Below are 19,892 nucleotides of genomic sequence, written 5' to 3'. Positions count from 1 at the left end.
TACCCGCCCACCGTGACCGGTAAATTGCCCATTACCTACCAAACAGGGAGTCAGTGGGATGGGTCACTGGTGGTATCGGAACATCATCGAACCGGGGAAGCTGCCCATGCTCCTCGCCCTGCTCTCCTTCGTGACGTCGTTCCTGGTCACCCGTGTGATCACCCGGATGATCCGGGCCGGCAGGGGGCCCTTCAAGAACGTCACCCCGGGCGGCATCCACGTCCACCACGTGGTGCCCGGCGTCATCCTCGTGATCATCGGCGGCTTCGGAGCGGTCGGCAGCGCCCGGCACGGCTTCGGCGCCGGACTCTCGGCCGTCATCTTCGGCTTGGGCGCGGGCCTGGTCCTGGACGAGTTCGCGCTGATCCTGCACCTCGACGACGTGTACTGGAGCGAGGAGGGCCGCAAGAGCGTGGAGGTCGTGGTCCTGACGGCCGCTCTGGTGGCCCTGGTCCTGGGCGGGTTCGTGCCCTTCGGGGTGAACGACCTGACCGCCGAGGAACGGCAGAGCCGCGGGCTGGTCGCCATGAACACGGCCACCAACTTCTTCCTGGCCCTGATCGCCCTGTGGAAGGGCAAGGCGCGCACGGCCGTCTTCGGCGTGGTCATCCCCTTCGTTGCGCTCATCGGCGCGGTCCGGCTGGCCCGCCCCGGATCCCCGTACGCGAAGAAGTTCTACGCGAACCGGCCGCGCGCCCGCGCCAAGGCCGGGCTGCGCGCCTTCCACCACGACCGGCGCTGGTCGGGACCGCGGCGCAGGTTCGAGAACTTCATCGGGGGAACCCCGGACCCGGAGCGGCCCGCCGTCTCCCTGAAGAAGCCGCCGGGGCACTGAACGGCGGCGGGCCCGCCCCGGGGAGTCCGGAGCGGGCCCGCCACCGTGTCGGTGTGGCCTGGCGTGCGCTCAGCCCGGGATCAGGCCGTTGTCGCTGAGCATCTCCCTGACCTCGTCGAGGGTCGCGTCGTCCCCGGGCAGGATCAGCTCCGACGGCTCCAGCGCCTCGTCGGGAAGCGGCTCGCCGAGCCGCCGTACGGCATCGAGCAGCGCGCCCAGCGTGCGCCGGAAGCCCTCCTCGTCACCGCCCTCCATCTCCGCGAGCAGCTCGTCGTCCAGCTTGTTGAGCTCGGTGAAGTGGCTGTCGGCCACCATCACCTGGCCTTCCCCCATGATGCGGACAATCATGACGGACCCCGTCCTACTGCTTGTCGAACCGGTGCTGGGTCTGGGGCTGCTGGGCGGTGCCCGGGGCGCCGCCCTCGAGGGCCTGCTGCTGGGCGGACGGGCCGCCCGCCAGTTCGGCCTTCATCCGCTGGAGCTCCAGCTCCACGTCCGTACCGCCCGACAGGCGGTCCAGCTCGGCCTGGATGTCGTCCTTGGAACCGAGCCCGCTCTGGTCGTCGAGCGCGCCGGAGGCCAGCAGCTCGTCGATCGCTCCGGCACGGGCCTGGAGCTGGGCGGTCTTGTCCTCGGCCCGCTGGATGGCCAGGCCGACGTCGCTCATCTCCTCGGAGATGCCGGAGAAGGACTCCGCGATCCGGGTCTGGGCCTGCGCGGCCGTGTAGGTGGCCTTGATGGTCTCCTTCTTGGTGCGGAAGGCGTCCACCTTGGCCTGCAGCCGCTGGGAGGCGAGGGTCAGCTTCTCCTCCTCGCCCTGCAGGGTCTGGTGCTGCGCCTCCAGGTCGCTGACCTGCTGCTGGAGGGAGGCACGGCGGGACAGGGCCTCGCGGGCCAGGTCCTCGCGGCCCAGGGCGAGGGCCTTGCGGCCCTGGTCCTCCAGCTTTCCGGACTGGCTCTGGAGCTGGTTCAGCTGCAGTTCCAGGCGCTTGCGGGAGGTCGCCACGTCGGCGACGCCGCGGCGCACCTTCTGAAGCAGCTCGAGCTGCTTCTGGTAGGAGTAGTCGAGGGTCTCGCGCGGGTCCTCGGCCCGGTCCAGGGCCTTGTTCGCCTTCGCGCGGAAGATCATCCCCATACGCTTCATGACACCGCTCATGGGCTTCGCGCGCCCCCTTCTAGACGGACTGTGCTCCAGGTCACCAACAGGACCCACAGTACGGGCCCTGTCTCCATTACCGCACTGTTCGAGTACGGATGCGCTCCTCCTCCAGGACGACTACGTCCCCGCCCTGTCAGGCGTAAGGAGTAGGTGGGCCCCCGACCGGTACGGACCGGTGCGGACAGCGGGCCACCGCGCGCTCCCTGTACGGGGGAAGACGCCCGCCGTTGCCGGATCGTTCCCCACCGGGGTGGGGCCCATGCCCGCAACCACGTAGGCTTGGGTTTTGTGTTTGGTAACCGCTCCTCCAAGGAAGAGAAGGACGCCGCCGCCGACAAGGTGAGCGCCGACCTCTCGCAGCCTCGTGACCCGCAGGCCCCGAAGGGCCGCCCGACGCCGAAGCGTGCTGTGGCCCAGTCGCAGCGCAAGGCCGTCGTGGCCTCGACCGGCAACCGCAAGGAGGACGCCAAGCGAGCCCGTGAACGCCGCCGTGTAGAGATGGCCAAGCAGCGCGAGGCGCTGGCCAGCGGCGACGAGCGGTACCTGCCCGCGCGCGACAAGGGCCCCGTCCGCAGGTTCGTCCGCGACTACGTGGACTCCCGCTTCTCGGTCGCCGAGATGTTCCTGCCCCTGGCAGTGATCATCCTGGTGCTGAGCATGGTGCGCGTGCCGTCCATCCAGAACATCGCGCTGACCCTGTGGATGGGCGTGATCGCCCTGATCGTGGTCGACTCCATCGGCCTGGTGTTCCGCCTCCGCAAGGCCCTCAACGAGCGCTTCGCGAACGAGCCCCGCCGCGGCGCCGTCGCGTACGGCCTCATGCGCACCCTCCAGATGCGCCGGCTGCGCCTGCCCAAGCCGCAGGTCAAGCGCGGGGAACGGCCCTGAGCCGAGGCACGCCCGGAGCGTCGGGGGACGGTTTCGCCTGGGGTGGTCCTGGAGGAGCCCGGCTGTGGCTCGAGGGCCTGGGCGGACTGCGCAACGCGGTCCGGCAGGAACTCGTGGGCCGGCAGGTCGACGAGCAGATCGCGCAGCGCTTCCCGGTCGGGCAGCGGCTGCGCGTTCTCGACGTCGGCATGGGCCAGGGCACCCAGGCGCTGCGCCTCGCCCGCGCCGGGCACAAGGTGACCGGCCTGGAGAAGGACCCGGGGATGCTCGCCGTCGCCCGCGAGGCGCTGGAGGCGGAACCCGCCGGGATCCGCGACCGGGTCCGGCTCATGGAGGGCGACGGCCGCGAGACCGGCGCCCACTTCCTGCCGGGCAGCTTCGACGTGGTGCTGTGCCACGGGGTGCTGATGTACGTGCCCGAGCCGGACGCCATGCTCGCCGGGCTGGCCCGGATGCTGGCACCCGGCGGACTGCTGTCCCTGCTGGTGCGCAACGGCGACGCGCTCGCCATGCGGCCCGGGCTGGGCGGTGACTGGACGGGCGCGCTGACCGCCTTCGACAGCGTCGACTACCGCAACCGGCTGGGCATGGACGTACGGGCCGACCGGCTGGCCGGGCTGACGGCCACGCTGAGCGGGATCGGGGCGCCCCTGCAGTCCTGGTACGGCGTGCGCGTCTTCACCGACGGCACCGAGGCGGGCGAGAGCCTGCCGCCCGAGGAGGAGCTGGAGCGGCTGCTGGCCGCCGAGGACCGCGCCGGGCGCACCGACCCCTACCGGGGCGTGGCCGCGCTGCTGCACCTGTGCGGTGTGCGGGGCTGACGCCGTGCCCCGCTGCGCGGGGCGTTTGCGGCGGCTCCGCCCCCACACCCCCGCGCCTCGAACGCCGGCGAGGCTGGAATTGCCCTCCGTGGCAACCCAGCCCCGCGGCAGGGGCTACGCGTCGAGCGCCGCGCGCAGGCTCATCGTGTAGAGCTCGGTACCGCCGTCGTCGGACAGCTTCACCTGCTCGACACCGCCCTCCAGCAGCTCCTTCCAGACCTCACCGATCCAGGACTCCGCGTCCCCCTGCGTGGTGAACTCCTCCGGTTCCACCGCCGGGCTCGTCTCCGTGCCCTCGGCCGTCTCGAACCGCCACGTCCACGCCATGTCCGCCTCCGTTGCTCGTCCGCTGCTCGCCTTGAGTCTGCCCGCAGAGTAACCGGGCGCGCACCACTCCCGGCGACGCGGGAGGATCTCCCTGTGGAACTCACTCTGCTCGGCACCGGCACACCCGAGGGCCTGCCCCGCCCCGGCTGCCCCTGTGCGGCCTGCGCGCTCTCCGTCGGTACCCGGGCGCGCGCCGCCACGGCCGTCCTCGTCGACGGCGCGCTGCTGCTCGACCTGACCCCCGGGGCGGTGCTGGCGGGCGCCCGCGCCGGGCATTCGCTGGCCGGTGTACGGCAGGTCCTGCTGACCCACCCGCACGACGGGCCCCCCGTGGAGCTGCCGCCGGGGCTGCCGGCCGCCGGGCGGGTACCGGACGGGCGGGAGCTGTCGGTGATCTCCGGGCACCGGGTGCGGGCGGTGCCGATGGACGCGCCGGGCACCGGGTACGAGGTGACGGGCCCGGACGGCGGCCGGCTGCTGTACCTGCCGCCCGGCGGGGCCCCGGCGGGGACGAAGGGGCGGACCGGCCACCGCCCGTACGACATGGTCCTGGCCGATGTGCTGGGGCGGCCCGAGGCCCTCGCCCGGCTGCGGGCCAGCGGCGCGGTGGGCCCGGCCACGGACGTGGTCGCCGTCCACCTCGACCACGACGTCGCGCCCGGCCGGGAGCTGGCGCGCCGGTGCGCGGCCGCGGGGGCCCGGGCGGTGCCGGACGGGAGCACGGTGATCGTCGGGGAGTACCACGCGGTCCCGGACCTGCCGCGCCGGACGCTGGTGCTGGGCGGGGCCCGCTCCGGCAAGTCCGTCGAGGCGGAGCGGCGCCTGGAGGCTTTCCCCGAGGTGGTCTACGTGGCCACCGGCGGCAGCCGGGACGGCGACGCGGAATGGGCCCAGCGGGTCGGGCTGCACCGGGAGCGGCGGCCCGCGAGCTGGCGGACCGTGGAGAGCTGCGACCTGGTCCCGCTGCTCGCCGACGCGGGTCCGCCGCTGCTGATCGACTGTCTGGCGCTGTGGCTGACGGACGCGATGGACCGGGCCGGGGCCTGGGACGACGAGGTATGGGCCAAGACCGGGCAGCACGAGCTGCGCGACCGGATCGCCGAGCTGGTGGCCGCCGTACGCGCGACCCGCCGCCGGGTGGTGCTGGTCAGCAACGAGGTCGGGTCCGGGATCGTCCCGGCGACGGCCTCGGGCCGCCGCTTCCGCGACGAACTGGGCCGCCTGAACGCGACGGTCGCCGGCCAGTGCGAGCACGTGCTCCTCGTCGTCGCGGGGCAGGCGCTCGTACTCAAGGAATAGCTGGGGTGATCCCGTGGAGCCGTCGCGCCTCGGCGGAGAGAGAACCGGCCTCGCCGCATTCGCCGGGTGCTGCCTGCTGGGCGGCGGCAACGCGGTGGGCGTGCGGTTCAGCAACCGCGAACTCGATCCGCTGTGGGGCGCGTCGGTGCGGTTCGGGGCGGCCGCGCTGCTGCTGCTGGCGGTCATGGCCGTCATGCGCCTCGCCCTGCCGCGCGGTCGGGCGCTGGCCGGCGCCGTGCTGTACGGGATCCTCAACTTCGGGGTGACCTTCGCCCTGGCCTACTACGCGCTGGTCCGCATCCACGCGGGTCTGGGCCAGACGCTGCTGGCCCTGGTTCCGCTGGTGGCCTTGTTGCTGGTGGTGGCGCAGCGTCAGGAATCCTTCCGGAGGTCCGCGCTGCTGGGCACGCTCGTCGCGGCCGCCGGGGTGGCACTGGCCTCGCGGGCTCCGCTGCAGGGCGACGTGCCGGTGCTGTCCCTGCTGGCCATGCTGGGCGCCGTGCTGTCCTTCGCCGAGGCGACCGTGCTCGTGCACCGCCTGCCGCCGGTGCACCCGGTGACGATGAACGCGGTGGGCATGGGCGCCGCGACGGCGTTGCTGCTCGTCGGCTCCTTCGCCGTCGGGGACACCTGGCGGCTGCCGGAGCGGACGGCGACCTGGTGGGCGCTGGCCTACATGGTCGTGGCGGGCTCGGTGCTGACGTTCGTCTTCTATCTGGTGGTGGTGCGCCATTGGGGCGCGTCCCGCGCGGCCTACGTCTTCGTCGTCATCCCGGTGGTCACGATCATGCTCTCCGCCTGGCTCGACGACGAGGAGCTGACGGTGGGTCTGCTGCTCGGCGCACCCCTCGTGATGGCAGGCGTGCACCTCGGTGCCCTGAGGCCCGGCCGACACCGGGACGGGCCCACGGACGGGCCCCAGGACAGGCCCTGAGGGGAGGGCCTTACCGGCTGTACTCTCTGGCAGATGAGCACGCTGAATCTCGACGACTTCTCCGATCTGATCGAGCGCCCCGACGGGGGCGTCCGGCGTGACGCCGAGGAACGCCGTGAACGCCTCGCCGTGCCGCCCGGCGCGCTGGGCCGGCTCGACGAACTCGCCGAGTGGCTCGCCGCCGCGCAGGGCCGGGTGCCGGTCGCGCCGATCGAGCGCCCCCGCGTGGTGCTGTTCGCCGCCGACCACGGGATCGCCTCCGAGGGGGTCTCCGCCCGGTCCGCGTCCAGCGCCCACGAGCTGGTGCGGAGCGTGCTGGACGGGTCCAGCCCCGTCGCCATCCTCGCCGGCCGGCTCGGCGCCACCGTGCGGATCGTCGACGCCGGGCTCGACTGCGACCCCGAGCTGCTCCCCGCGGACGTGGTCCGCCACCGCGTGCGGCGCGGCAGCGGCCGGATCGACAAGGAGGACGCGCTCACCCCCGAGGAGGCCCGCGCCGCCCTGGAGCTCGGCATCAAGATCGCCGACGAGGAGGCCGACTCCGGTACGGACCTGGTCGTCCTCGGCGACCTCAGCGTCGGCGGGACCACGGCGGCCGCGACCCTCGTCGCCGCCCTGTGCGGAACCGACGCCTCGGTGGTCACCGGCCGCGGCGGCCTGCCCATCGACGACCTGGCCTGGATGCGCAAGTGCGCGGCCATCCGCGACGCGCTGCGCCGGGCCCGGCCGGTCCTCGGCGACCAGATCGCGCTGCTGGCCGCGGTGGGCGGGGCCGACCTGGCCGCCATCACCGGCTTCCTGCTCCAGTGCGCGGTGCGCCGTACGCCGGTCATCCTCGACGGCGTCGTCTCGGCGGCCTGCGGCCTGGTGGCCCAGCGGGCCGCGTTCCGCGCCCCCGACTGGTGGCTGGCCGGCCAGGCGAGCGGTGAGCCCGGCCAGTCGAAGGCCCTGGACCGGATGGCACTCAACCCCGTGCTCGATCACGGCGTCACTGTGGGAGAAGGTACCGGGGCGCTGCTGGCCCTCCCCCTGGTCCAGGCGGCCGCCGCACTCGCGGCGGAACTCCCGGAACAGGCGGCGCAGGAGCCGGCGGAGTGAGCCGCCGGGGTCCGGGGTCCTGACCAGCCCGCGATCCCGGAGCCGGCCACTATGGACGGCAACGCCCCATAAGATCGATTTTTATGGGAGAGGTCCGTTTGAGCAGGGCAGAGACCGGCCGCGGCACCGTCACGGTGCCCCGACCGGCATCCGGCAGGAAAGAGACCGGCGGCGACCCCGCCGGCAAGGGGACGGGGGGCGGCCGGGAGACCGGCCGGGGGAGCACCCGTTCGCGGCGCGGCGCCGCGTTCGCGGTCTGGTACCTGCGGGCCGTCACCTTCGTCAACTTCCTCAGCGCGGTGTGGGTTTCGCTCGGGCAGGACCTGCGCCGGCACAACGCCGCGGACTTCTACACCCCGTACCTGCTCACGGCCGGTTTCGCCTCCGGGCTCTTCTGCCTGCTGCTGGCGGTCACCATGGGCCGCCGCAAGCGGGCCGCCTGGATCCTGAACCTCGTCCTGGGCGGGGTGCTGCTGCTCGACTTCGCCCGCGCGGCCTTCGTGCCCTGCTCGTGGGGTCCCGAGGTGTGCTATCCGGAGTTCCGCGAACACCCGCAGAACTGGGTCTCGCTGGGCCTGACCGCCGCCTTCGTCGCCGCCCTGCTGCTGGGCCGCCGGGAGTTCTACGCCAGGGGCGACCGCTCCAACCCCGCGCTCGCCACCGTCGTCGCCGCCGTCGGCCTGCTGGTCACCTCGCTGGTCGCGGCCATGCTCGTCGGCGCCACCAACACCGCCGCGGACAGCGCCGGGGCCACGTTCCTGACCCGCTGGCGGTACGGGGCGATGCGGCTGATCACCCTGGACCCGGACGCCAGGGCGTACAGCACCATCGACACCCCCGGCTGGGTGGACGTCTTCGTCAACGTGATGTCGATGCTCCTGCTGCTCGCCGTACTGTTCGCGGCCTTCCGCTCGCGGCGCGCCGTCGACCCCCTCTCCGAGGACGACGAGGAGCGGCTGCGCGCGCTGCTCGCCCGGCAGGGGGACCGCGATTCGCTCGGCTACTTCGCGCTGCGCCGCGAGAAGTCCGTCACCTGGTCCCCCACCGGCAAGGCCGCCGTCACCTACCGCGTCGTCGGCGGGGTCTCCCTGGCCTCCGGCGACCCGATCGGCGACCCCGAGGCCTGGCCCGGCGCCATCGAGCCGTGGCTGGCCGAGGCGCGCGAGCACGGCTGGGTGCCGGCGGTGATGGGCGCGAGCGAGGAGGCCGGGCAGATCTACGCGCGGCACGGGCTGGACGCGCTGGAGCTCGGCGACGAGGCGATCGTGGAGACCGCCGAGTTCACCCTGGAGGGCCGCGCCATGCGGACCGTCCGGCAGGCGTACAACCGCGTCAAGCGGGCCGGGTACACCGTACGGATCCGCCGCCACGCCGACATCCCCGCACAGGAGATGGACGAGCTGGTCGAGCGGGCCGACGACTGGCGCGACGGCGCGACCGAGCGCGGCTTCTCGATGGCGCTGGGCCGGCTGGGCGACCCCGGCGACGGCCAGTGCGTGATGCTGGAGTGCACCGACGGCAACGGCGATCTGCGGGCCGTGCTGTCCTTCGTACCGTGGGGGGCCAAGGGCCTGTCCCTGGACCTGATGCGCCGTGACCGGGACTCCGAGAACGGCCTGATGGAGTTCATGGTCATCGAACTCCTGGAACGCTCCAAGGAGATCGGGATCACCCAGGTCTCGCTGAACTTCGCGATGTTCCGGTCCGTCTTCGAGCGCGGGTCCCGGCTCGGCGCCGGTCCGGTGCTGCGGATGTGGCGCTCCCTGCTGAGCTTCTTCTCGCGCTGGTGGCAGATCGAGTCCCTCTACCGGGCCAATGCCAAATACCGGCCGATCTGGGAACCGCGGTTCATGCTCTTCGAGAAGAGTTCGGACCTGCTGCGGATCGGTATCGCGGCGGGCCGGGCCGAAGGCTTCCTGGAAGCCCCCGGCCTGCCGAAGTGGCTGCACCGCAGACACCTGGAGACCCGCCGTTGACAGCGTGGAGCACCCGAAACACCTCAGCACCCGGGCGGTTCGCCCAGCGCGAATGGGGTCCCCTGTTCCGGACCGTCCGGGACGCGCTCGCCCGCGACACGTGGCGGGCCATCCCGATGACCATCGGCGCGGTCTGCTGACCTCGCTCTTCCAGATCGTGCAGAACACCTCCTGGGGCTTCCAGCCGGTGCAGAACCTCGGGTCGGTCAAGGCCGTCGACCCGCTCTGGCTGGCCCTGCTGCGGACCCGCTGTCGCTGTTCGTGCCCGCGCAGGACCTGCCGGCGTCCGACCGGATCGTCAACGACACCGGGCCCTCGGCGGCGGTGGTCGGCCTCGCCCTCTACGTCTGCCGGCGAGGTGCTGGTCAAGAACAACCTGGCGGGCAAGGAGCACCCGGCGGCCATCGCCGCGGTGATGGTCCTGTGCGTGGTCCGGGCGAAGTGGGGCCCCGAGCGCTCCCGGACGCCGCTGGGCGGACGACCGCCGCCGCTGGACACCCGGCCGCGATGAACCGGCCGGACGGGCCGCGCGGGGCAGGCCGTACCGTATCGGGGTGACGACAGACCTCGGGCGGTTCGCGCCCACCCGGCAGTGGATGCGGACCCACCCGCTCGCCACCGATGCCGTGCTCGCGTTCGGGGCGCTCGTCAGCATGGTCCTCGGCTCCTTCGCCGATCCGCACGGGCCGCACGGACCCACCTTCGGGACGCGCAACCCCGATCCGTTCTCGCTGCTGCTGATGCTGTTCGGCGCGGCCGTCCTGGTGTTCCGGCGCCGGCACCCGCGCGCCGTGCTCGCCGTGACCTGCGGGCTCTCGCTGCTGGAGCTGACAACCGGGGAGCCGCGGGCGCCCGTCGCCATGTGCACGGTGATCGCCCTGTACACGGTGGCCGCGGCCACCGACCGGCCCACGACCTGGCGGATCGGGCTGCTCACCATGGCCGGCCTGACCGGCGTGGCGATGCTCGCCGGGCCGCTGCCCTGGTACGCGCAGGAGAACATCGGGATCTTCGCCTGGACCGGGATGGCCGCCGCCGCCGGCGACGCCGTGCGCAGCCGGCGGGCCTTCGTCGACGCCATCCGGGAGCGGGCCGAGCGCGCCGAGCGGACCCGTGACGAGGAGGCGCGGCGGCGGGTCGCCGAGGAGCGGCTGCGGATCGCGCGGGACCTGCACGACGTGGTGGCCCACCACATCGCCCTGGTCAACGTCCAGGCGGGGGTGGCCGCCCACGTCATGGACAAGCGGCCGGACCAGGCCAAGGAGGCGCTGGCCCACGTACGGGACGCCAGCCGGTCGGCGCTGAACGAGCTGCGGGCCACGGTCGGGCTGCTGCGGCAGTCCGGAGACCCGGAGGCGCCGACCGAGCCCGCGCCCGGGCTGTCCGTCCTGGACGAGCTGGTGGACACCTTCCGGCACGCCGGGCTGCCGGTGGAGGTCATCGTCCAGCTGGGGCCCGCGCCGGGCCCGCTGCCGGCCGCGGTGGACCTGGCGGCGTACCGGGTGGTCCAGGAAGCGCTGACCAACGTACGCAAACACGCGGGCCCGGGCGCCCGGGCGGAGGTCAGCGTGGTGCGGGTGGGTCCCTCGGTGGAGGTGACGGTGCTCGACGACGGCGGCGACTCCGCGGACTCCTCGCCCGACCCGGCGGAGCCCGGCGGCGGCCACGGCCTGCTCGGCATGCGCGAGCGCACCGGAGCCCTGGGCGGGACCTGCTTCGCGGGGCCCCGCTACGGGGGCGGGTACCGGGTGCACGCGATCCTGCCGGTGGCCTAGCCGTTCAGCCTCGCCGGCGAGGCTGGATTTCGCCCGGCCGAAGCGACGGCCTAGTGGCAGGCGCGGCGCCACGCGTCCAGGTCGTACCGCTTCTGCAGAGAGCTCAGCTTCAGTTCGCGCGAGCGGTCGCAGAACCGGGACGCCGGCAGTTCGTACTCCACGTGGAACACGGCCTTGCCGGCTTCGATGAACGGCGTCAGCCGCTCGCACTCGCGGTACTCCGCGCACTGCTCGTTGACCGCGAAGTCGAAGTCGCCGACGAGCTGCGGGATCTGGTCGAGGTCGTTCTTCAGGCCGACCGCCAGGCCCCGGTCGTGGGCGAGCTTCGCGATCAGCCGGTTGTAGCGCAGCTGGTCCTCGGCGGTGAGCGGGAAGCCCGACGTGTTGCGGTAGGCGTCCATGTTGTCGGGCTCCACGGCGTCGAAGCCCTTGTCCCGGCACATGTCGAACCGTTTGGCGATCAGCGGTTCCAGCTCGGTCAGCCGCCGGATGTCCAGCCAGCGCTCGCCCTCCCAGCCGTTGCCCTTCCCGATCATCGATGCCGGGAAGGCCTCCGCGTCGGGCCGGAAGTCCTCCCAGGCGCCCGTGGACAGGTAGCAGATGGTCTTGCGGCCGGCCTTCTTCAGGGCGGCGACCTGCTCCTTGGCGGTGGTGAACCCGTCCACGTCGTACACGGGCGCCTTCACCGACATGTCGAGCTTCCCGGTGAGCTGCCACTGCCAGCCCACGCCCGGCGGGGGCCGCCACCGCTCCCCCGGCGCCTGCTCGGGCCACGGGTACGGCTCGTCCTCGCCGTCGTCCGGCGGCTCCGCGGTGCAGGCGGTGAGCAGCAGCAGAGCCGCGACCAGCAGGGTGGCGAAACGCTTCATCCGGCTGCCTCCAGGGCGTACGGGAGGGTTCCCCACGGATGTGCGCCGGTCCCGGGGACCGCGCAGTGCACCCCCGCCCGCCGCTCCTGGGCGAGTTCGGCTGCGGGGGCGTCCGGCGGGACGGCGTACACGAGGTGGCAGAACCGCTGGGCGGGATGGTCGGCGGTCCAGGGCGGCGCGGTGGCCGCGTCCCGGTAGGCGTCCCACGGGCCCTCGAAGGTGACGAGCAGGTCGGCGAGCCCGGCGTACCCGGGGTGCGGGTGGACGCCGTGGTTCAGGACGAGGGTACGGGCGCCCGCCGCCCGGGCGGCGACGGCGAGCCGCCCGTAGTGGGGCAGCAGTGCGGGATCGGCGGAGGCCTGGTCGAGGAAGGCGCCGTCGGCCTCGTACCAGTCGCGGTGGCGCAGCAGGTCCTGGACGACCTCCGCGTGCGGGCGCCGCCCGTAGTCGGTGTCGACGTAGCCGAGGACGGGTACCCCGGCGGCCCGCAGTCGCCCGGCGACGGCGGCGAACCGTTCGTCGGGGGCCCGGCCCGGCCCGCTGTCGGGGTTGAGCACCACGGAGTGCAGCCGCCCGGCGGAGCGGATCAGCAGTTCCCACTCCTCGGGCCGGTCGGCGGGGTGCTCGTAGAGCGGCACCAGCAGCATGGGGTCCCTCTCGTACGGGGTCGCGGGTATCGGCGGAGGCATCGGCGGCCGGGACATCAGCGGTGCGCCGTCGCGCGGCCCAGCAGCAGGCAGACCAGCGCGGCCAGCGTCGCGGCGGCCGCGCCCGCCACCGCCAGCTGGACCAGCCGGGGCTGCCCCAGTCCGGTCAGCAGGGCCAGGCTCTGGGCGACGGCGGCCGAGGCGCAGACGACGGCCGCCGGCCGGACCGCGCCGAAGGACTGGAGCAGCAGCCCGGTCCACATCACGGCGCCGAGCAGCAGCAGGGTCGCGCCGCGGGCCCCGGTGAGGGCCGGGGCGCCCGGCCAGAGCAGGGTGCCGGCCAGCCCCAGGGCGAGCAGCACCACCAGGTAGACGGCGAGGCACTGGGCCAGCGTGGCGAGCATCCGCCGCCGGAAGGACCGGGGGGAGCGGGCCGCCCGGAGCCCGGCGAGGCTGCCGCTGCGGAACCGGTGCAGCAGCCATTCGGCGGGACCCATGCTGAGGGTGAGGGCCACCGCCGACGGGGCGGCGACGGCCTCGGCCGGCCCCCCGGCGAGCACCTCGCCGAGGGCGGCGTACAGCACGAGCAGGCCGGTGCCGAGGCCGAAGACCCCGTACGGGACGGAGTCCCCGAGCCGGGGGCCGCGCACCACGTGCTCCTCCTCGGCGCCGCGCAGCATCCGCCAGCGCACCGGGCCGGTTCCGGGCCTGCGGATCCACCAGCCCCGGACCCGGGCGGCGGCCGCCCGGGTCCCCTCGGCCAGCGGGAGCTCCCGTACGGCCAGGGTGCATGCGGTCAGCAGGGACACGCCGAGCAGGGTCATCCGTACCGGTACGGGAAGGTCCACGAAGAGCACGAGCAGGGCCCCGGCGGCCATCGGGCCGAGGGCGGCGAGCAGCACCCGCTCGCGGCCGAGGACGAGCAGGACGGTGGCGGCTCCGACGTAGACGGCCTGGCCGGCGGCGAAGGCGTACGAGAAGGGCGGTCCGCCGGGCACGGCCAGCGCGGCGGCGGTGCCCAGCAGGGATCCGGCGGGGGCCCCGGCGAGCAGGGTCCGCCCGGCGGCGGCCCGGTCGCCGAGCCCGAGCCAGGAGTAGGCCCGGTGGGAGAGGGTCTGGTCCCAGACCCAGCCGATCAGCGCTCCGGCGAGCAGGGTCAGGGTGCCGGCGGGCAGGCCGAGGCGGTCGGGCGGGCCGTCGAGCAGGGGCGCGCCGAGCAGGTACGCGAGTCCGGGCAGGGCGAAGATCACCCCGCGCAGGAGGCAGGCGGTGAGGGGCACCTTCCAGGGGTCGGGGGTGTCCTCGGGCTCCGGGAAGGAGCGGGGCACCCGGGCGTAGAGCTCCTCGGCGAGTGCGAAGGAGTCGTGGCGGCCGTAGGTGAGCCGGATGTACTCGTCGGTCATGCCGTCGGATTCGAGGACGGCGGCGATCTCGTCGGGGTGGACGGCTGCGGCGATGAACGGGTCCAGGCGCTCGGCGAGTTCGTCCATGGGGTCGGCGGCGGGGCTGCCGCGGCGCGGCCGGGGGATCGCGGGCAGGGTGTCCCCGCCCGGGGCCTTCAGCCAGAGGGATCCGCTCACCACATGCTCCCGTCGGCCGCGAGTTCGCGGTACCAGGGGTCGGCGATCCGCCGGCCCCACTCGTCGCCGGCGCGGACGGGCAGGATGGGCCGGCCTGCACGCTTCTCATGGGCGAGGCCCCGGTAGATGTGCCGGAAGCCGTCCACGGACTGGTGCAGGGTGAACTTCTCCACCACCCGTTTGCGGGCCGCCCGGCCGAGCTCGGCGCGCCGTTCGTCGTCGCGGAGCAGGGCGAGGGCGGCGCGGGCCATGGTCTCGGGCTCGCGCGGCGGGACGACCAGGCCGGTGTCCCCGACGGCCTCGCGGACCCCGCCCACGTCGGTGGAGACGGTGGTGCGGCCGCAGGACATGGCCTCGATGATGCTGAAGGGGAAGCCCTCGCTGATGGAGGAGAGCATCACGATGCTGCCGGCCGCGTAGGCCCGGGCGACCTGCTCGATGCGGCCCTCGTACGAGATGCCGTCGGTGACGCCCAGGTCGGCGGCGAGCTTCTCCAGCCGGAGCTTGTACTCCTCGCAGCCGGCCGGGACCGGTCCGAACAGGCGCAGCCGCAGCGCGGGCAGCTCCTCGCGCATGAAGGCGTAGGCCCGGACGAGGGTTTCGAGGTCTTTGATGGGGTCGATGCGGCCGCACCAGCTGAGGGTGGGCACCTCGGGTTCGGGGCCGGCTTCGGGGAAGGCGTGCGGGTCGACGCCGTTGTACACGGTGCGGATCCGATCGGAGGCGGCGCCTCCGCGCTCCTCCCAGCGGCGGTTGTACTGGTTGCAGGGGGTGATCAGGTCCGCCTGCCGGTACCCCTCGGTGTTGAGCTCGCGGTAGAAGCCGAGCATGAGGGCCTTGACGGGCCAGCGCTGGGCGGCCGAGCGGTAGCCGAGGTAGCGCTCGCGCAGGTAGATGCCGTGCTCGGTGAGGAGGAAGGGCACCTCGTCGAGGTACTTGGCGGCGAGGGCCGGGAGGGTGGCGAGGCCGCTGCTGACGGCGTGCGCGACGCTGTCGGGCGGGATCCGCACGGAGAGCGGGCGCAGCGCGTGTTCCAGCAGGTCGGTGGCGGTGAGCGCGTCGTGGATGGTGGGTGCGGCGGCGGCGGTGCTCAGGCCGGGGCGGGTCCACACCGTCATCAGCAGGCGGAGCACGGACTCGGAGCGCAGGGCCGGGGCGAGGCGGCCGGCGCGGGCGAGGAGGGCCAGTTCGCGCAGGGCCGTGGAGAACGCGTCACCGGCCGGCCCCTGTCCGGGGGTGCCGGCGGCGGTGGCCGGGGGAGGTTCGAGCAGGGAGAGCAGAAAGGTTTCGTAGACCTCGGTGAAGCGGCGGCGGTCCTTGCCCCGCAGGGCGGTCCGGCGGCCTCGTGCGGGGGCAGCCCCCCAGAGCGGTACGGAGGTGTGCCGGTACACGTTGCGCGGCAGTTCCCAGGTGACCGGCTCGCGTCCGGAGCCGGTCAGGGCTATGACGTTGAAGTCGACCTCCGGCATACCGCGGACCAGCTGGTCGCACCAGGTGCTGACGCCCCCGTGGACGTGCGGGTAGGTGCCTTCGGTGAGCATGGTGACATGGCGCCCATGGCTCATGCGGTGTGTCCCCCCAGGACGTGAAAGGGGCCGGCGCCCGTGGTTCGCGGAGCGCCGGCGCTCGTGTTGCTCGTTACTCGGCTTGCGGAAGGCCCGTACGGTCAGGCGGGCAGCTTGAGCGTGACGGCGCTCTGGAGCAGTTCGGGTCCGGCCCAGGTGGAGCGGGTGCCGGCGTAGGCGGTGCCGAAGTCGGCGGTGCCGAGCAGGAGTTGCTTCTTGGTGCCGTTGGGGGCGGTGACCGGAGCGACGACTCCGGAGGGCGCCTTGACGGTGACGGTGGTGCCGATCCGGTAGGCCGTGACCCTGCCCTCGGCGAGGGCCTTGTCCCAGGCGGCGCGGCGGCCGAGCTCGACGCCGGCTTCCCTCATCGTCTGGTTGACGATCGGGGCGCTGGGCGCGTAGAGGGACCGGTAGGTGTCGAGGACCTGGTTGAGCACCGGGTAGAGGGTGCGGTCCTCGGCGAGGTTGGACTGGTGCACGTAGTGCGGGCGCGGGTCGTTGGCCAGGACGTGGCGCAGTGCGGTCCGCGCCTCCTGGGGGACGATGGTGTCCAGGTAGCCGGTGGCGGCGTCCACCGGGGCCGGCAGGCAGGTGGAGGTCGCCGGGTTGTCCTCGCAGATGCCGCTGCCGCCGTGTGCGCGGCTGGTGTAGATCCAGTTGTACTCGTCGGCCATCTCCGCGTTGGTGCCCGTGTTGTAGTACACGTTCATCGGGTGGCGGGGCACGGTCAGGGCGGCGCCGACCGCCCGCTGCGCGGGTTCGCGGGAGTTGTCGCTGCCCGCCCACTTCACGCCGTTGTCGGCGAGCGCGCCCGCCAGGTTGGGGTTGTCCTGGGGCTGCTGCGGGTTGGTCTTGAGGCCCGAGTGCTCGCCGGTGACGAGCTCGGTCCGGTCGGTGGTGATGCCCTTGAGGGCGGCCCAGTTGTTGTTGTCGCGGATCTGCGCGGAGATCTCCGCACGGCTCATGTACTGGACGGCGCCCTGGGCGTTCTTGACGCAGGACCAGGGGATGGTGGTGGTGTCCTGGACGCAGCCGAGGAAGGGGTGCGTGTAGGTGTGGTTCATCCAGCGGTACTTGGCCCGGTCGGCGACGAGCTGGGCGGTGAGGGCGTCGGTGCCGCCGTTCTCCGCCTTCCACTCCTCGCCGGCGCCCGCGTTGAAGAGCATGTCGAGCTTGAAGTCCTTGGACGTCTGCCACTGCGCCGCGTAGACGGCGTCGGCGGCGGTCATCCGGATGGTGCTCTCCTTGCCCTCGCCGCCGGGGCAGGCGTAGTCGCCGGGCGTGCAGTTGAGCTCCTTGTTCCAGCGGGCGTCCGGCGCGAAGACGTCGTCGACGTGGACCGCGAAGTAGCTGCGGCTCTGGCCGAGGTGGACCCCCTGGGTGAGCCAGTCGACGATGCCGCGCGCCAGCAGCCGGAACTGCTGCTGGTACTGGTTGTAGCCGAAGGTGACGACGAGCTCGCTGCGCCCGTCGTGGGTGTACTCGCCGACGAGCGAGGCCCGTCCGGAGCCGACCGGGGCGTCGAGGTAGCTGGTGTAGCCGGCCCGCGGCTTGCCCATGAACCCGAAACTCTCTGGAACGAGCGCGGAGTTGTCCTCGAAGGCGACTTGTCCGCCGAGGTAGCCGAACGGCCCCGTCTTGCCGGCCGCGGTGACCGCGGCCCGGGTGCCGTCGAGCTGGCCGCTGTAGCCGCCGTTGTCGGTGTACTCGAGGCCGACGCCCGGGTGGGCCCAGGTGTAGGCGTCGACCTGGCGGACCCCGTACGCCGTCTCGTACGCGGTGAGCGCGGCCATCTCGGCCGAGCCCTCGCCGAAGGGGTTCTCGTTCGGCAGGACCACGCCCTGGTACTTGGCGCGGGGACGGCCGTCCACCGTGTCGCTGAGGAAGCCCGCGTTGATGACCGGGCGGCCGCTGCTGCCCAGTTGGACACGGGTGTACGGAACTCCGGTGTCGCGGAGTTCCGCGGTGATCGCCTCGACCGAGCTGCCGCCGTCGTCGACGACCAGCACCTTCAGGTCGATGCGCGGCGCCGTGGCCGCCTGGGCGGTCGCGGCGGGTGCTGCCACGGATACCAGGGCTGCCGCGGCCATGGCGGCGGCGAGCCTGTTCATCCGGTTCTTGTTGACCATTTCGGCCTTTCCCCCCGCAGGCATCCCTCGGCTCGGCCCATGGCGGTCGGCCGGACCGGGGAGGCTCTGTGGAAATGATGCAAAGGAACCCCGCGTCCCCTTGCGAGAGTGGACCGAGTCTTTCGGACCTCGTCAGGTCTACAAGGCAAACCTGGAGCAGAGTCCACAGATGGGTGAATCTCCCGGCATCTTGATCGAACAACTTGACAAACCTTCGAGTGACGTACGGCAGAGTGCGTACGCGTAGGCTCTTTTCCGGCAGCCGTCGGGCCGGAATACGATCGCCACGGATGGCCGTCCACCCACTCGGCCCACACACACAAACGGAAGCGAGACTTCACCACCGTGACTGCTCTGACTCTCAGCACTGCCGGCGCGGCGACGCTGCGCGCCGACGCCCTCGTCGTCGGTGTCGCCAAGGGCCCCAAGGGCCCGGTTGTCGCCGCGGGCGCCGAGGCCGTGGACAAGGCGTACGACGGAAAGCTCGCCGCCGTGCTCGACGCGGTCGGCGCCTCGGGCGCCGAAGGCGAGATCACCAAGCTGCCGGCCCCGGCGGGCCTGAAGGTCCCGGTCGTGCTGGCGGTCGGGCTCGGCTCGGTCCCCGAGAAGGACGAGTCGTTCGACGAGGAGGTGCTGCGCCGCGCCGCCGGCGCCGCCGCCCGTGCCCTGCACGGCTCCAAGAAGGCCGCCTTCGCCCTCCCCCTGGACGACGCCTCCGCCGTCACCGCCGTCGCCGAGGGCGCGCTGCTGGGCGCGTACACCTTCACCGCCTACCAGGGCGGCGAGACCAAGACCTCCAAGAACACCGACAAGAACGGCGGCCCCAAGCTGCCGCTCGCCGAGATCGCCCTGCTCGGCGCCAAGCCGCGCGACAAGGAGCACAAGGCCGCGGCCGAGCGCGCCACGGTCGTCGCGACCGAGGTCAACATCGCTCGCGACCTGGTCAACACCCCGCCGAACGACCTCACCCCCGAGGCCTTCGCCGCCGTCGCCTCCGCGACCGCGAAGGAGCACGGCGTCAAGGTCCAGGTCCTGGACGAGAAGGCGCTCGTCAAGGGCGGCTTCGGCGGCATCATGGGCGTCGGCAAGGGCTCGCAGAACCCGCCCCGCCTGGTGAAGCTCTCCTACACCCACCCCAAGGCGGAGAAGACCCTGGCCTTCGTCGGCAAGGGCATCACCTACGACTCGGGCGGCATCTCCCTGAAGCCGGCCGGCCACAACGAGACGATGAAGTGCGACATGGCCGGCGCCGCCGCCGTCTTCGCCTCCGTGGTCGCGGCCGCGAAGCTGGGCCTGCAGGTCAACGTCACCGGCTGGCTCGCGCTCGCCGAGAACATGCCCTCCGGCTCCGCCACCAAGCCCGGCGACGTGCTGCGCATGTACAGCGGCAAGACCGTCGAGGTCCTCAACACGGACGCCGAGGGCCGCCTGGTCCTCGGTGACGCGCTGACCCGGGCCTCCGAGGAGAACCCGGACGCGATCGTCGACGTCGCCACCCTGACCGGCGCGATGATGGTGGCCCTGGGCAACCGCACCTTCGCCATCATGTCGAACGACGACGCCTTCCGTACCTCGGTCCACGAGATCGCCGAGGAGGTCGGCGAGTCCTCGTGGCCGATGCCGCTCCCCGCCGAGCTGCGCAAGTCCATCGACTCCCCCACCGCAGACATCGCGAACATGGGCGAGCGCATGGGCGGCGGCCTGGTGGCCGGCCTCTTCCTCAAGGAGTTCGTCGGCGAGGGCATCACCTGGGCCCACCTCGACATCGCCGGCCCGGCCTTCCACGAGGGCGCGCCGTTCGGCTACACGCCCAAGGGCGGCACCGGCTCCGCCGTGCGCACCCTGGTGCGGCTGGCCGAGCGCACCGCCACCGGCGACCTGGGCTGATGTAGCCCCGTAGCACCGGATGTGACATGCCTCAAGCCTTGGTCATTCACTTGATCAAGGCTTGAGGCATGTTCACCGACAACGAAATCCGTAGGTTTCTACG

Annotated in this window: 17 protein-coding genes and 1 pseudogene; 10 read left to right on the top strand and 8 right to left on the bottom strand. The window is 72.9% G+C overall.

Annotated elements, in window-relative coordinates:
- Window positions 1–58: 58 nt before the first annotated feature.
- Window positions 59–835, top strand: coding sequence for a hypothetical protein (locus tag ACIPUC_RS08195; RefSeq protein ID WP_446587529.1), 777 nt, complete (start codon window positions 59–61; stop codon window positions 833–835).
- Between the two features lie 69 nt (window positions 836–904).
- Here ACIPUC_RS08195 and pspAA read toward each other — a convergent pair whose 3' ends face one another.
- Both pspAA and ACIPUC_RS08185 read right to left on the bottom strand, forming a co-directional pair.
- Window positions 905–1,183 (bottom strand): PspA-associated protein PspAA, encoded by a 279-nt coding sequence (pspAA, locus tag ACIPUC_RS08190; RefSeq protein WP_446587527.1) that lies wholly within the window; start codon window positions 1,181–1,183, stop codon window positions 905–907.
- A 13-nt stretch (window positions 1,184–1,196) separates the two neighbouring features.
- Window positions 1,197–1,991 (bottom strand): PspA/IM30 family protein, encoded by a 795-nt coding sequence (locus ACIPUC_RS08185; RefSeq protein WP_446587525.1) that lies wholly within the window; start codon window positions 1,989–1,991, stop codon window positions 1,197–1,199.
- Between the two features lie 282 nt (window positions 1,992–2,273).
- On the opposite strand from ACIPUC_RS08185, the gene ACIPUC_RS08180 reads away from it, so the two are divergent.
- The gene (locus tag ACIPUC_RS08180; RefSeq protein ID WP_446587523.1) at window positions 2,274–2,882 is read left to right on the top strand and encodes a DUF3043 domain-containing protein; all 609 of its coding nucleotides are present in this window, start codon (window positions 2,274–2,276) and stop codon (window positions 2,880–2,882) included.
- Between the two features lie 62 nt (window positions 2,883–2,944).
- On the top strand, window positions 2,945–3,703 hold the full coding sequence (locus tag ACIPUC_RS08175; protein WP_446587682.1) for a class I SAM-dependent methyltransferase: 759 nt from the start codon (window positions 2,945–2,947) through the stop codon (window positions 3,701–3,703).
- Window positions 3,704–3,817: 114 nt separating this feature from the next.
- On the opposite strand, the gene ACIPUC_RS08170 is transcribed toward ACIPUC_RS08175, so the two are convergent.
- Window positions 3,818–4,030, bottom strand: coding sequence for a hypothetical protein (locus tag ACIPUC_RS08170; RefSeq protein WP_446587521.1), 213 nt, complete (start codon window positions 4,028–4,030; stop codon window positions 3,818–3,820).
- A gap of 93 nt (window positions 4,031–4,123) precedes the next feature.
- Here ACIPUC_RS08170 and ACIPUC_RS08165 point away from each other — a divergent pair, with 93 nt between their 5' ends.
- From ACIPUC_RS08165 to ACIPUC_RS08140, 6 genes and pseudogenes are all read left to right on the top strand, one after another.
- A complete protein-coding gene (locus ACIPUC_RS08165; protein ID WP_446587519.1) occupies window positions 4,124–5,329 on the top strand; it encodes a bifunctional adenosylcobinamide kinase/adenosylcobinamide-phosphate guanylyltransferase in 1,206 nt (401 codons plus the stop codon).
- Window positions 5,330–5,342: 13 nt separating this feature from the next.
- The gene (locus ACIPUC_RS08160) at window positions 5,343–6,263 is read left to right on the top strand and encodes a DMT family transporter (protein ID WP_446587518.1); all 921 of its coding nucleotides are present in this window, start codon (window positions 5,343–5,345) and stop codon (window positions 6,261–6,263) included.
- A 33-nt stretch (window positions 6,264–6,296) separates the two neighbouring features.
- The gene (gene cobT / locus ACIPUC_RS08155; RefSeq protein ID WP_446587516.1) at window positions 6,297–7,361 is read left to right on the top strand and encodes a nicotinate-nucleotide--dimethylbenzimidazole phosphoribosyltransferase; all 1,065 of its coding nucleotides are present in this window, start codon (window positions 6,297–6,299) and stop codon (window positions 7,359–7,361) included.
- An 83-nt stretch (window positions 7,362–7,444) separates the two neighbouring features.
- Window positions 7,445–9,337, top strand: a complete 1,893-nt coding sequence (locus ACIPUC_RS08150) for a phosphatidylglycerol lysyltransferase domain-containing protein (protein ID WP_446587514.1) — start codon at window positions 7,445–7,447, stop codon at window positions 9,335–9,337.
- Window positions 9,334–9,848 (top strand): annotated as a pseudogene (locus tag ACIPUC_RS08145) (hypothetical protein). Before ACIPUC_RS08150 ends, ACIPUC_RS08145 begins: the two are co-directional and overlap by 4 nt.
- An 85-nt stretch (window positions 9,849–9,933) precedes the next feature.
- Complete coding sequence (locus ACIPUC_RS08140; RefSeq protein ID WP_446587680.1) at window positions 9,934–11,112, top strand: sensor histidine kinase; 1,179 nt, start codon at window positions 9,934–9,936, stop codon at window positions 11,110–11,112.
- 50 nt (window positions 11,113–11,162) lie between these two features.
- Here the strand turns inward: ACIPUC_RS08140 and ACIPUC_RS08135 are convergent, their stop codons facing one another.
- The 5 genes from ACIPUC_RS08135 to ACIPUC_RS08115 form a co-directional block, all read right to left on the bottom strand.
- On the bottom strand, window positions 11,163–11,981 hold the full coding sequence (locus tag ACIPUC_RS08135; RefSeq protein WP_446587512.1) for an endo alpha-1,4 polygalactosaminidase: 819 nt from the start codon (window positions 11,979–11,981) through the stop codon (window positions 11,163–11,165).
- Window positions 11,978–12,628, bottom strand: a complete 651-nt coding sequence (locus ACIPUC_RS08130; RefSeq protein WP_446587510.1) for a spherulation-specific family 4 protein — start codon at window positions 12,626–12,628, stop codon at window positions 11,978–11,980. The genes ACIPUC_RS08135 and ACIPUC_RS08130 overlap by 4 nt, the downstream gene beginning before the upstream one ends.
- Before the next feature lie 56 nt (window positions 12,629–12,684).
- On the bottom strand, window positions 12,685–14,208 hold the full coding sequence (locus tag ACIPUC_RS08125) for a hypothetical protein (protein WP_446587508.1): 1,524 nt from the start codon (window positions 14,206–14,208) through the stop codon (window positions 12,685–12,687).
- Window positions 14,205–15,773: a GT4 family glycosyltransferase PelF gene (gene pelF / locus ACIPUC_RS08120; protein WP_446587507.1), complete on the bottom strand. Its 1,569-nt coding sequence runs from the start codon at window positions 15,771–15,773 to the stop codon at window positions 14,205–14,207. The genes ACIPUC_RS08125 and pelF overlap by 4 nt, the downstream gene beginning before the upstream one ends.
- 101 nt (window positions 15,774–15,874) lie before the next feature.
- Window positions 15,875–17,902, bottom strand: coding sequence for a hypothetical protein (locus ACIPUC_RS08115; protein ID WP_446587505.1), 2,028 nt, complete (start codon window positions 17,900–17,902; stop codon window positions 15,875–15,877).
- A 345-nt stretch (window positions 17,903–18,247) separates the two neighbouring features.
- On the opposite strand from ACIPUC_RS08115, the gene ACIPUC_RS08110 reads away from it, so the two are divergent.
- A complete protein-coding gene (locus tag ACIPUC_RS08110) occupies window positions 18,248–19,789 on the top strand; it encodes a leucyl aminopeptidase (protein WP_446587503.1) in 1,542 nt (513 codons plus the stop codon).
- Window positions 19,790–19,892 lie beyond the last annotated feature (103 nt).

This window comes from Streptomyces sp. LARHCF249, from assembly GCF_052871255.1.
The sequence above is the reverse complement of the archived record's forward strand: the minus strand, read 5'-3'. Positions and strand labels throughout refer to the sequence as shown.